Consider the following 13,430-nt stretch of genomic DNA (forward strand, 5'->3'; position numbering starts at 1 on the left):
CTGCCAGCAAATATCAAAAACCCTTCCCCTTCTTCCCGGGTCTGCCTTTGCAACAATCCTGAGGCTATCCAAAGCCATGGTCTTACTACCAAGTCTTAAGGCAAGAATAGAGGCTTCCCAGAGTTGACCTATGGATAGAGGAATAAGCTCTAGCGCTCGACCAAGCGTGGCCTGAGCCCTGTCGTTTTCACCGTTTTCAAGAAACACCTCCGTAAGTCCCAACCACGAGGAAGTAAGGAGGGGATTAAGTTCAATAGACCTGACATATAGTGTTTGAACCCTCTTTTCATCTCCCTGCATAAGCATGTGATAAACCCTTGCTAAGTCTAAGTTAAGCTCGGCACTGGAGGAATTTAGGAAAAGGCCCTTCTCCATAGACTCCAATTCCCCTTTTTTAGAAAATATGGAAGAAAGCCCAAGCCTGAGAGTCTCTTCAAGGAAAAAGAGGCTAAGAGCGAGGAGAACGAAAACCTGGTAATTTCTTTTGCTTGTGTTTTTCATCGCTGTCGTAGTAATAATAGTTGTATCCGTATTTACGACCTCTTAACTCAAGCCTGTTTACAATAGCTCCAACAATTTTCCCCCCCACAGTTACTATATTTTCGATACTGGATTCCAGCGCCTGCCTTTGAGTAACTCCAACACTTGTAACGAGTAAAATCCCATCCACAAATCTTGCAACAAGCCGTGAGTCTGCGAAACCCGCGATCGGCGCTGAATCAATGATGACATAATCGTATTGTTCATTCAGACGCTCAATCAGCTCCTTCATTTTTTTTGACCCAAGAAGCTCAGCAGGATTTGGCGGAAGTTGACCCGTGAGAATTATATCCAGACTGTTTACATCCGTATGATGAATTACACCCGAAAGTTCCATTTTACCGACAAGATAAGTGCTCAGTCCAAATGCATTGCCGTTACTCGAGAAAATTTTATGCAGCCTCGGCCTTCTCAAGTCCGCGTCTATCAGAACTACCCTATGTCCGGCCTGGGTAAGTGAAATTGCGAGATTGGAAGCACATGTGGTTTTTCCTTCAATGGGTTGAGAACTGGTAACCATGAGGGATGTCGGATTATTGTCGGCAGACGAGTACAGAATAGAGGTTCTAATAACCCTGAAGGATTCAGATATCAGGGACTTTGGATCTGTATAAGAGAGCTTCTCAAGATCTTGCAGTTCTATTCCATCTAAGAGTGGAACGACACCTAAAACCGGAAGAGCAAATCTTCTTTTAAACTCTTCCTCGTCTTTTATAGTGTTATCAAAATGCTCGAAGATAAATGCCAGAAAAACACCTATCATAAGACCCATCAGGGTTGCAAGGAGCACATTAAATCTTATATTTGGCTTATAAGGAACAAGTGGAACAGATGCATAATCCACAACCTGTATGTTAGTTGCCTTGATCCCGGATGTTACTTCAGTCTCTTTAAGCCTTTGAAGAAGATTCTGGTAGATGGACTTGTTTGTGTCTACCTCCCTTTCAAGAATCTTATACTGGATGGCTTTGTCATTTAGTTGGGCAGTCTGATTTTTCTGGTCAGTGGTTCTTTTCCTGATAATGTCTTCTTTTCTTACTGCTCCCTGGTAATCCTTCTTTATGCTTTCGGCGATTGCATCCGTCCGCGCCGTGATATCGCTACGAATTCTGCCAAGCTGTGCGCTTAATTGCTTTATCTCGGGATAGTTTTGTCCATAAATAACCGCCAGATTGTCGTGCTCGGAGTTTAGCTTTGTATACTCCTCATTTAATGCCTGGATCGAAGGATCACTCATCACCTGTGGTAAATATTCATAATTCCCGTCTTGAACCTCTTTATATAATGCCTCCTTCGAGAGTCTCTCTGATTCGGCCTCGGATAGGGTTTCATTGAGTTCTGCAAGCTGCTTGTATATGATGTTAAGGTTTTCATCTAAAGAGACAATGCCCGCGCTTTTTGCAAAGGCGCTAAGCTCTTCTTCAGCTCTTTCGAGTTTTGCCTTTACCTGTTCGAGCTGCTTTTCAAGAAACCCCCTTGCCGCTTTTGTCGCATCCAGTCGCCTGTCGAGGACCCATTCTATGAATTTATCTACAAGGGTGTTAACTGCATTTGCCGAAAGCTCCGGATCGGCACTCTCAAAGCTAACATCAAGCAGCCTGGATCTTCTATCCGGTGTTACCTCAACCCTATTTATAAAGGAGCTGATTAACCCTTCTTCTCCAGCAAGCTTCTTTTTTTTGGTCTCTCCACGGTCTGATCCCTTCTTTCTTGTAATAATTCCAGCAACTGCATTTTTGATAGAGGGTAAAAGTCCCTTTTTTGACTTCTCTCCTGTTGCGAATTCAGGATGTGAACCGAGCGCCAGACTACTGACAACCTCTTTAGCCAGAGATTTGCTCTTGATGAGCTGATACTGCGTTTCATAGAACTCCCTTTGCATCGCGTCAACATTTATTACTTCTTCGAATGTCGTAATCCTGGGATTTTCAGGGGCTATCTCTATCGTGGCCTCGGACTTATATACGGGTGTCTTTACTAAGGATAATATCGTCACAGTTACAATCGAGAAAACAAGGCAGGATATTACTACCCATTTTCTTCTCAGAATAACATCTAAATAATCCCTGAGGTCAAGTTTATCCTCGATATAGGAATCGTATTCTCTTATGACCTCAGTGGATAAGGAATGATCATCTCTTTCCTTTAAACCCCTGCTTTTGTATTCCTCGATTCCTCTATTTTCTTCCTCTCCCAACTTTGCAACTCCGTAAGTTTATCTTATATCTCTATAGCGCTCAGGGGGTTCATAACCCACTCCCACAAGACCAAATCCAAGACTAAGGCGAAGTCCATAAATAAGTCTCTTAAATCCGCTTGAAGCAATCACGATGGCATCTCTATCATTTACTTTAGGGTCTTCAGCCGCTCCATCTCGAATTTGATCCAAATCCAACTTTACGAGTTCTCTTTCTCCGCTTCCCAGGTAACGAATCAAGGTGACATCACTGCTATTTGCATAGCTTGTGAGCCCACCGGCTTCGGAAATCACTTGACTAACCGTGGTAAGACCCTCTTTTATTTGTATAGAGCCCGGGCGCGTTACCGCACCCTCGACAAAAACGTTTCCAGCCTCAGGAACATAGACTACATCTCCAGGTTTTAGTGTAAGATTTGTTTCTTCGGCGGCATCGCCCTTTTGAAGAAGCTCGTCGAGATCAACCATGTAAGCCTGTTTTCCCCCATCTTCTTCACTTCTTGTGATATAGACTGTCCTTCCTGCTTGCTCACTCAACCCCCTTGCGGCAGCCAGAGCATCGATAAGAGTTAGTTTTCCCACAAGTTCATAATTTCCCGGTTCTCTTACATAACCAACCACTGAAACGAGCTTACTCTTATTCTCCTTAACAAAGACAACTACATGAGGATCATTGAGATATTGACCTTCCTTTAGAAGACTCTCGATCCTTTGCTCAGCTTCTCTTGCAGTGAGCCCATCCACGTCAACACCGCCCAAAAGGGGAAGAGTGATCTGCCCTCTTGAGCTTACGCGTGCTGTGGTTGTTAGCTTGTCAGACTCAAATGTCTTAATTTCTAACAAATCTGCAGGTCCTATAAGGTAATCGGCAGGGGATACGGGAGAGGTGGCCCCTTGTTCCAGAAGCTTAGAATTAAGCTCACTCATTTCCTGGGAGGACTCTATGTTAATTTTATTAAACGAATTCACCGGTGGGTTGTTGCTGAGTGAGCAACCGTATGTAAAAATCAGGAATATGAAAGAAGTAATTATTGAACATATGTTCATGGCTTTAGGCCCATAACTAAAACTTCTCGACGAGAAATTGGAATTAATTATTCAATTTCGCTTGCTATTAGATCTCCACCACCACCGCCACCATTATCAGATGTAGTGGCTGCGACGATAGGGCCAACGATTGCTGCCGTTATCACAGTACCAACTACTCCAATTGTAGCACCTGTTGATAAACCATCTGTACCATCAGCATTCAAGTCGTCATCTGATGGATTGTTCTTATCAGTTGCATCAGCAAGTTCCCCTTCACTTTCATCAATAACTGCCTGTGCCAAAAGAAACCTCTCACCAGCTTTTATTGTCCTAGGTCCCTGGGGAGTTAGTACTTCTAATGTTCCCTCACTAAGCTCCAGGATAGTATCAGTTTCGGTTACCACAATTCTCCCTTCTATTATAGATTCGTTTGCTCTAACTATTTCTGGAGAAAAAATAACGCCATCTTTTGTATTAAATGAAACAATCGTTTTATGAGGTTGAATTCGAAAGTTTATAATCCCTTTTTCAATTTGAAAGATAACTTTATTACCCTCGTCAAATGCTTCAAGTATGGTCCCCTTTTCAGCAACCAATGTTCCACCATTGATCCTTATGAGAGCTTTATGGTCATAAGTCATTTTATTGCCGGAGACTAAGGGATAGATTTCTGGTTTGCTAGGAGACGTAAAAATCGCAACCTTCCCTAAAATTGTAGCTGCATGCAGAGGAGCGTTTATTAAAAGAAGCGTTAAAACAACTAAAAGCAGCGCTAAAACAAATGGGAATTTTTTTGATACTGTCATAACACTACACCTCCTTATCGAATTGATTTTTAACCCCACCTTTCATCCTACGCCTAATCAATCTAAGAAACAATCGGTATAAACCTGAGAAATATAGGGGAAAAACCTGATATGGAGGGATAATAGACCTGATCTTGGCTCTTGTGATATTAGTCGAGCTCCACCAATCCCACCCGAATTGCATAACGCACCAGGCCCGCAATATCGTGGATTTCCAGCCGTTCCATTAACTGCATACGATGCGTCTCAACCGTCTTCACGCTGATTTTCAACGTGCAGGCGATCTTCTTTGTCGAGTATCCTTCGGAAATCAATTGCAAAACTTCGCGCTGGCGTAACGTCAATAGTTCGAGTGATGTGGTCTCGCCGGCAGCGCACCGAATGTAACCCCTGACGACATGTTTCGACACGATCGGGCTGAGATACGTCTCACCACGGGCAACGGTCCTGATTGCGATTTCCAGTTCAGCAGTGTCGGCGCCTTTTAATATGTAGCCTTTCGCACCGGCGCGCAGCGCTTGCAGTATGTATCCCTCATTTATATGCATGGAAAGGATAAGCACGCGTACAAGAGGAAATTCCTTTGATATGCGTACCGACGCCTCCAAACCATTCAACCCCGGCATCGAAATGTCCATTAAAACCACATCGGGGCGAAGCTTTCTAACAAATCTCAGAGCCTCACGACCATCACTTGCTTCCGCAATGACCTCTATCCCTGCAATATTATTTCGCAGGGAGCAAATACCAGCGCGTACCAGTGTATGGTCATCTGCAAGTAAAACGCGAATGGGCTTCATAATAAAATTCGTTACTCCAAGGACTGCGTTGGATAACCAGCCCCATCTATCCTTACATGGGCTTTCATAAATATTGAAGAACGATTATCCTATTTTTTAACCTCTCGAGGGGTTCTATCTTTCATATGTCTGGCAGCCATAAATCTAAAAAAACCGGTAATGAATAAGTTCATTAAAAAGGAATAGCCTATTTATCATTTTTTTAAATAACTTCATAACTACCCCTCAAAGTTAGCTAAACCTGTTCAGAATCTTTAGTTTCGAGTTGCTGCGAGTTGAATCCATCATCTGTTACTTTTACACTTAATCAATCCAAGGAACAATCGGTATAAAACTGAGAAATATGGGGGAAAAACCTGAGATGGGAGGGAAAAAAGGCCTTACTTCCCTTATCTTTAGCGCTTGTGCTATTGGTCGGGCTCCACCAATCCCACCCGAATCGCATAACGTACCAGACCTGCAATATCGTGGATGTCCAGCCGTTCCATTAACTGTATGCGATGCGTCTCGACCGTTTTCACACTGATTCCCAAAGTGCGGGCGATCCCCTTCGTAGAGTACCCTTCGGAAATCAGTTGCAAAACTTCGCGCTGGCGTGCCGTCAATAGTTCGACCGATTTAGTGGCGCCACCAATGCACTGAATGTAATCCGCGACGACATGTTTCGACACGATCGGGCTGAGATACGTCTCACCACGGGCAACGGTCCTGATTGCGATTTCCAGTTCAGCAGTGTCGGCGCCTTTTAATATGTAGCCTTTCGCACCGGCGCGCAGCGCTTGCAGTATGTATTCTTCATTTAAATGCATGGAAAGAATGATCACGCGTACAAGAGGAAATTCCTTTGATATGCGTACCGACGCCTCCAAACCATTTAACCCCGGCATCGCAATGTCCATTAAAACCACATCCGGGCTATGCGCTCTAACCAAGCGCAGCGCTTCACGACCATCACTTGCTTCCGCAATGACTTCTATCCCTGCAATATTATTTAGCAGGGAGCGAATACCAGCGCGTACCAGTGTATGGTCATCTGCAAGTAAAATGCGAATGGGCTTCATTTTAAGTCTTTCCTTTTCTAGTTTCCTTGGGCAAGGATGAGGTTATGGGAAGACGGGCACTAATTGTAGTCCCTTTGGTTGGCGTGGATTTAATCTTCATCTCGCCACCGACCAGCAGAGTGCGTTCTTGCATTCCCAGTAACCCAAAACCCACACCGCGCATAGCACGTTTCTTTACGGCGCGTAGACTAAAACCAACTCCGTCATCATGGATGACCAGTTCCAGTACCTTATCATGCTGCCGTAATTCAATTTGTACATTTTTTGCCCGCGCGTGGCGTACTATATTGGTCAGGGCTTCTTGGATGATGCGAAAACACACGGTCTCAAGGTACGCGGGCAAGCGCATCTGTGGAGGATCAACGACCAATTTCGCAGCAAGTCCTGCTCGCTGACTGTGGCGATTTAGATACCATCGCAGCGTAGCCACTAGCCCAAGATCGTCTAGCATGGAAGGCCGCAAATCTAGGGAAAGATTCCGTACCTGATCGAGAGCTCTGTCAATAATGAGAACGCTTTCTTCCAGGCGAGACTTGTATCGGAGGTCCTTGCCCAACCCCTGCATCGCCTGCAAATTGATCTTCACGGCCGTGAGGACCTGGCCAATTTCATCGTGCAATTCATGCGCAATGTGGTGGCGCTCGGTCTCTTGTATGTCCATCAGGTTACGGGAAAGGCTCCGCAGTCGACTGGAATACTGCTTCATTTTCTTCTCTGCCTGCATGCGGTCGGAGACGTCCTCACAAACAATAAGGACAACTTTATTACCATCGGCATCCGCCACGGCACGAGCAGTCTCTCTTACCCATAAAACGCTCTCATCCTTCTTAACCTTGCGAATAATGCATCGATAGTTCTTTCCAGGATTCTTTAAACACTTGGTGAGCATCTGTCTTATTGCTCTTCTGTCATTTGGGTGAAAAACCACGCGCATCGAATGCCCAATTAACTCTTCGACGGTGTAACCAAGTTGTTCTGCTCCAAACTGGTTTACGGAAAGAATCTTCCCTTCTCCATTCACAGTGAAATACATGGCCGGATTTTCTTCGTACAAAACACGATACCGTTCTTTACTATCGCGCAACACCTCTGCCTGCCGCGCATTATTTATCGCTACCTCGATCTGCTTTGCCACAATTTCTAACAATCTTAATTCTTCTTCATCAAAGGCACTCTTTTGCAAAGAATTTACATTTATGCATCCCACGCTCTTACCTTCAAAGTGAATAGGCATAGAGACATAGCTCTTTGTTCCTATATCCCTTCCAGCACGACCAATAATTGTATCTTGGTCTATATCGGCACAATACCTGGGCTTTCCCCCTATGATTGTTTTCCAGGTAAAGTCCTTCGGATAGGGGATTCTTCTTATCCGGTCAACATTGCGATCAGTATAGCCTCTATAAGCCATTAGAACCGCTTCGACACCTCTTAGATCGCCGATGTCTTCTCGTTCGACCAAGTAAAGTGAAACGTTGTCTGCCCTATCTATATTTTTACTCATTGATTCTACTGCATTTTCCAATACTTCTTGGAGATTAATTGACTGATGGACACTTTTAGCCACAGCGGAAATAATTTCTTCATAACGCTTCTTCTTCGTTAATTCTCTATAAAGGTTTGCCTTAGCTATTGAGATGGCAATCTGAGTACCAAGGCTAGAAAGCAAATTCACTTCTCTCTCATCAAACTTCCGTTCCTTATAGCTTAAGAACCAAATAACACCTATGCTCTTCCCATTTTGTAATATAGGTATCCCTAAAATACTGTGGTGACCTAAGTCTCTACCAGCAGGACCTATATCGGGGTCCTTTTGAACATCCTCAATATTTGTTACCAAACCAGTATTAATAAGCTTCCATGTAATTCCTCTAGGGTATGGTATTCTAGAAGCCCTTTTTAGATAATCCTCTGGAACATTTCTATAGGCCTGAATTACAGCTTCATTTGTATTTTCATCCACTAAATAAATCATCGCCATATCCACATTTTCTAATTCAGTAACCGAATCTAAGGCAATGCTGTAGATCTCCTGCAGGTCAAGGGACTTATGCACGGCTTGATTGATAGTATTTATTATTCCTAAGTCTCTACTTCTCTTATCTAAATCCTCATATAATCCTCTTAGCTCTTCTGTCTGTTTTTGTGATTTTTCATACAGCGATGCCTGCACTATCGCTATCCCAATCTGACTTCCTATAGCATTGAGGAGATTCATATCTCGGGAACTAAGCTCCAATACTCTTCGACTTGCAAAAATTACTACTCCTGTTGCTCTGTCCTCCTGCTTTATAGGAACTGCCACCACAGCATGGTGACCCAATACCCTTCCTGCAGCCCCAAGGTCCGGGTCTTCTTGAGCATCCTCAATAAAGGTAAATTCCCCCGAGTTGATAAACATCCATGTTATACCCTTAGGATAGGGTATCCTCCCTGCTCTACTTACAAAGTCGTCTGTGAGTCCCCTGTGTGCCTGAAGCACTGCCTCATTTATATCCTCATCCACAAGATAAATCGCTATAAGATCAAAGGCTGTTATTCCCACTACCTTATCCAGAGCAATATTCAATACTTCTTTAAGGTCTAAAGACTTATGAACTGAGGTAGCTATTAGATTTAGAGCTGATAAATCTTCATTTATTAACTCTAAGTCTTTAGTCTTTTTTGCCTTAGCCACTGCTAAGGCAATCTGGGTACCAATGGAAGTAAAAAACTCGATTTCCCTTCTACCAAACTTATTCCTTTTATTGCTATGAAAATGAAAAACACCAATCGTTCTTTCTCCTATCTTTATAGGCACTGACAAAAAGCTCTTAAATCCAGATTCCTTACCGACAGGACCAACGTATGGATCAGTTGATACATCTTGAACAACATAGACCACACCCGAATTAATAACCCTCCATGTCACACCCCTAAGATATGGTATCCTCCCTGCTTTCTCTAAATATTGATCAGGGTATCCTCTATAGGCCTCAAGTATCGCTTCATTTGTAGCTTCATCAACCAAATATATCCCTACGATATCTATATCCGTTAGTTCCATAACCTTGTCTATAGCGATATTTAAAACCTCTTTGAGGTCTGATGACTTATGAACCGCTTCCATAATAGTATTTAATATCCTCAGATCCTCTCCTCCCACGAAGTTGCGCTCGGCAACATCACGAAAGCTCCACACGCTTCCAACTGTTGTTTCTCCAATCCGTTGGGGTTTAGAGTAACGTTCGAAGGTTCTTCCATCCTTTAATTCAACGGTCTCGCAGCTCTCCCCATCCGGTTGGGAATACGATTCTCTCATCTTTATGAGAAAGCCTTCAGGATTTTTTAGTTGATCTAGGACGAACTCCAGTGCTCGGTTATTATCACGCAATGTTATTATCGATGCAGGGATTCGCCACATCTCTACAAATTTTCGATTAAAGCTTACTATCTTTCCTTCTCTGTCAACTACAAGAATCCCGTCGGTGGTTGAGTCAAGCGTTGCAAGTTGGAAAGAAAGGGATCTCTCAAGTTCTTCCACCGCTCGCTTGCGCTCTGAAGACTCCAAGGCCAGAGAAGCGATATCGGCTATCGAGACTGCAAAATTCTGTTCTTCGGCTGTCCACCTTCTCATCTTTCCAGTATGCTCATGACAAACGATGCCAACAATTTTCCCATGATGTCGAATAGGGACATCCATCAGTGAAGTGATTCTAAAGGGTTTTAAATATCCCCCCATACATTCACTAGTGCGGCAATCGGTGCAGGTATTATTTACCGATAGGATGCGGCCCTCTTCTAAGGCCTGAAAAAATCCGGGATAATCTCTGGATTTAAGCCTTAATCCTTTTTCATGAGTATCTTCGCTCATTTTGTATAAGTCTTTACAGACGATTTCTGAATGATCTTCATTAAAAAGGCATACGCTTACCCGCTCAATACCTAAAGTATTTGAATCTACCTCCGTTATAATTTTCAATGATGAGTCCAATTCGGAGTTATTTATTTTGGCTAATTCCAAAAGTGTCGTTTGATATTTAATGAATTGTTCCTTTGTCATATATCCATGTTTCATCTTGTACACATTAAAATAGGCATCAAAATAGCCTCTTAAAAAACCAAAAAGGAAATGAATAATAGTTTTTTACAAATGCCTCTAGTACAAAAGTAGGGTAGAAAGAGAAAGTGAAAGACTCTTCGCTGGGGTTCTTTATATGATTAGGTTGGTAGGAAAGAAATCTATCCCGTATTTCTGGAATGTGTAAAAAATCGTTATGAGAGCTCCCCTTAAGAAAAACAAGAAAAACTGCACTTACTGTGGGAAGCAAACAATAATATCTATGTTGAATAACTCTCTCCACCTATCCTTAAGCACCTATTACTGCTTTGATCATATTATAAATCCTTTCAGATAAAAAAATCAATACCCATCTGATACTTATCTTATAATCGTATTTATGAATTGATGTCCTTGGTGTTGTGAGAAGTTAAATGCAGTGTTAAGTAAATAACCCAGTGGCCAAGCAAAGCGGCATTGAAAAATTAAAAACTAAATGCTTCCGGGATGCATATAATCATATACTACACTCTCAGTTTTTTTATCTGGATTGACACTGAAATTCTCAAATTTATACCGCACAAGGGGCAACCTGTTTTAATCCCCGTGGGAAAACCACGGGGTATTCAACAGGTGATTTAATAAAGGATTTTTCCTATTGAGGGTGGTTACATATAGATTGTAAAAATCAAAAATTTCGTTTGATTCATTAACTATTCTATGGAAAAAAGAGTGGCCAATCAAGAAGTCCCCGTTGCAGTTTATCATTTATTCCATAAAAATTGCGCTTTATACACTTTCAAGCTCGCCTTACGGCATACTTGATTCGCCGTTCGGGAGTTCAAATCCCAAGTCGAGTCGGAATATTTTTTAACTGACGAGATTATCATAGTTTTTTACCAATGTTATCCCTAAGTGCCTAACACTTTTTCAACCGTCTGTCGTATCTCTTCCAGTTTGAAGGGCTTCCTCATCAAGGAAAAGGCACCCTCTGCCATTAACCTATCCACAGTCTCCTCATCTGGCGTACCACTGATGATTATTATCAGGGAACCAGGAACCAAAAACCTAATCTCTCGAAATAGTTCGATTATGTTCTTCCCGTAAATTGTCAAGTCTAGATAAATTATGTCATAATGACTTTTCTTAAGGAGCGCTAACGCAGATTCGCCGCTATGGGCGATGTCGACGCTGTGACCGGAGGATACCAACGCTTCCTTTATAAGATTAGAAATAAATACTTCATCATCCACAACAAGAATATTCCCTTTCCTCCTCGTTTTTCCGCCGGTATCGAAATTTGCTTGATCTGACGGATTCATTTCATCAGAGATTCGTTGAATATTCGGAAGCCTAATAGTAAATGTTGTTCCCTTTCCAATCTCCTATATCACGAGCTTAAACCTTAATAGGCGACCAACCCTTTAACGAAGAATATTAAAGGTGGCGAATAAATCTAATAAATCATAAGAGGAGTGTTTTCTAAACTTAATCTACTTTCCTCGATCATCCGCGCCAATAGACCCTTCGCTAGACGTCATCTTGTTCCTTTTACTCACCCCATAAATCCCTGCCAAAGTACTCTTCTTAAGTTGGGACTTGTAAATATTTTCAAAATTGCATTCGTATGCCAGTCAAATTTTCCGTTCTGTGCTATATACGAAAGAAGGCCATCCTGTTCTGCTGCAACAAACAGTTCATCCAAAGACTTGTCATTCAATTTCGAATAAAACCTATGAAGATATTCTCCAATAATAATTTCTTTTCCTAGGATCTTTCTCCATTTCATCTCATATTCGGAAAGATTTTGTGCTTTAAAGAATCCGTTTTTGAAAGCTTTCCTTATCACTTCTGACGCTAATTCTGCGCTTATAAGACCATAGTAAATTCCCCCGCCAGTTGTTGTTTTGATCTGTCCGGCTGCTTCACCTATAACAATAATCCTATCGGAGTAGCTACGTGGGATAGTTCCATAAGCTATACCTCTTCTTTTAACTCCATTTATTTCTGAGCAAATCTCACTATACTTTCCAATTTCAGATAAGACGCTGTTTAAACCATCCATACCATGACCCTCGGTCATAACACCAACTCTAGTTCTACCTTCTGTAAGTGGTATCGCCCATCCAAAAAAACCAGTCGAATATTTCCCTCCCCAATAAATTCTTAAGCGCTCTATATCTTCGGTTAAGATTTCTAACTGAAGACCTTTGATTATTTTTTTGGGGCGACCCAGTCCAAGTGTGGTTTGAAGAGTATACTTAACTCCTGTGGCAATTACTCCAACATCTGCAAATACCTTGCGTTGGCCTTGTTCTGATTTGACGATAGCCTCTACATAGTTATCACTTACCGAAAGAGAAGAAACTCTTGTACTTAGCCAAATTTCTGCACCGTTTGCGATTGAAATTTCAGCTAACTCTTTATCAAAAACATGTCTATCAACAACTACTACTGCCTCTTCCGGATGAACATAAGAAATACAACCTCCGCCTGGAGAGAATAAATCTGCCTCTTTTAATCTACCTACAATTGCTTGCCGAGGTAAATCGTATCTGGAAAAAGCCTCTTTGCTCATAACGCCTGAGCAAACAACATCTTTACCGATCTCTGAATTTTGGTCAAATAAAGCAACACTAAACCCAGTTTCGGCCAGAATAGACGCAATTAAAAGACCACTGGGACCACCTCCTACGACGATTACATCGAACCATATTCCCTTTTTTATTTGTATGCTTATTTTCCTCGATGAAAATTTCTATTCTAAGGCGATAAATTGTGAGAAAGATTATAATAAATTGCGAAACAAATCAAGTAAATAGGGGTCAAATCTTTTGTTGACAAATTATTATTTTGCCATACTCTTCTAATTATGTCTCGACCCTTGCGAATCCAGTTCCCAGGAGCCTTCTATCACGTCATGAATCGTGGAATATCACGAAGGAAGATATTTCTGGG

Annotated in this window: 9 protein-coding genes; all 9 read right to left on the reverse strand. The window is 42.1% G+C overall.

Features of this window, described 5'->3' with window-relative positions; translation table 11 throughout:
• A partial coding sequence (locus VGA95_03720) for a hypothetical protein (GenBank protein HEX9665647.1) occupies positions 1-501 on the reverse strand: 501 nt, incomplete at its 3' end.
• Positions 449-2,737, reverse strand: coding sequence for a polysaccharide biosynthesis tyrosine autokinase (locus VGA95_03725; GenBank protein ID HEX9665648.1), 2,289 nt, complete (start codon positions 2,735-2,737; stop codon positions 449-451). The genes VGA95_03720 and VGA95_03725, both read right to left, overlap by 53 nt.
• 18 nt (positions 2,738-2,755) lie before the next feature.
• On the reverse strand, positions 2,756-3,664 hold the full coding sequence (locus VGA95_03730; GenBank protein HEX9665649.1) for a polysaccharide biosynthesis/export family protein: 909 nt from the start codon (positions 3,662-3,664) through the stop codon (positions 2,756-2,758).
• 167 nt (positions 3,665-3,831) lie between these two features.
• On the reverse strand, positions 3,832-4,572 hold the full coding sequence (locus tag VGA95_03735) for a hypothetical protein (GenBank protein HEX9665650.1): 741 nt from the start codon (positions 4,570-4,572) through the stop codon (positions 3,832-3,834).
• Positions 4,573-4,721: 149 nt separating this feature from the next.
• Positions 4,722-5,372, reverse strand: a complete 651-nt coding sequence (locus VGA95_03740; GenBank protein HEX9665651.1) for a response regulator transcription factor — start codon at positions 5,370-5,372, stop codon at positions 4,722-4,724.
• A gap of 407 nt (positions 5,373-5,779) precedes the next feature.
• Positions 5,780-6,433: a response regulator transcription factor gene (locus VGA95_03745; protein ID HEX9665652.1), complete on the reverse strand. Its 654-nt coding sequence runs from the start codon at positions 6,431-6,433 to the stop codon at positions 5,780-5,782.
• 1 nt (position 6,434) lies between these two features.
• The gene (locus VGA95_03750) at positions 6,435-10,490 is read right to left on the reverse strand and encodes a GAF domain-containing protein (GenBank protein HEX9665653.1); all 4,056 of its coding nucleotides are present in this window, start codon (positions 10,488-10,490) and stop codon (positions 6,435-6,437) included.
• Between the two features lie 893 nt (positions 10,491-11,383).
• The gene (locus tag VGA95_03755) at positions 11,384-11,794 is read right to left on the reverse strand and encodes a response regulator (GenBank protein ID HEX9665654.1); all 411 of its coding nucleotides are present in this window, start codon (positions 11,792-11,794) and stop codon (positions 11,384-11,386) included.
• 233 nt (positions 11,795-12,027) lie between these two features.
• The gene (locus tag VGA95_03760) at positions 12,028-13,212 is read right to left on the reverse strand and encodes an NAD(P)/FAD-dependent oxidoreductase (GenBank protein HEX9665655.1); all 1,185 of its coding nucleotides are present in this window, start codon (positions 13,210-13,212) and stop codon (positions 12,028-12,030) included.
• Positions 13,213-13,430 lie beyond the last annotated feature (218 nt).

The organism is Thermodesulfobacteriota bacterium (assembly GCA_036397855.1).
GTDB lineage: Bacteria > Desulfobacterota_D > UBA1144 > Nemesobacterales > CSP1-2 > DASWID01.

Excerpts from the sequence above, each read along its gene's own strand:
- VGA95_03730 (HEX9665649.1), bottom strand. The coding sequence starts at position 3,664 with ATGAGTGAGCTTAATTCTAAGCTTCTGGAACAAGGGGCCACCTCTCCC.
- VGA95_03735 (HEX9665650.1), bottom strand. The coding sequence starts at position 4,572 with ATGACAGTATCAAAAAAATTCCCATTTGTTTTAGCGCTGCTTTTAGTT.
- VGA95_03740 (HEX9665651.1), bottom strand. The coding sequence starts at position 5,372 with ATGAAGCCCATTCGCGTTTTACTTGCAGATGACCATACACTGGTACGC.
- VGA95_03745 (HEX9665652.1), bottom strand. The coding sequence starts at position 6,433 with ATGAAGCCCATTCGCATTTTACTTGCAGATGACCATACACTGGTACGC.
- VGA95_03750 (HEX9665653.1), bottom strand. The coding sequence starts at position 10,490 with ATGAAACATGGATATATGACAAAGGAACAATTCATTAAATATCAAACG.
- VGA95_03755 (HEX9665654.1), bottom strand. The coding sequence starts at position 11,794 with ATGAATCCGTCAGATCAAGCAAATTTCGATACCGGCGGAAAAACGAGG.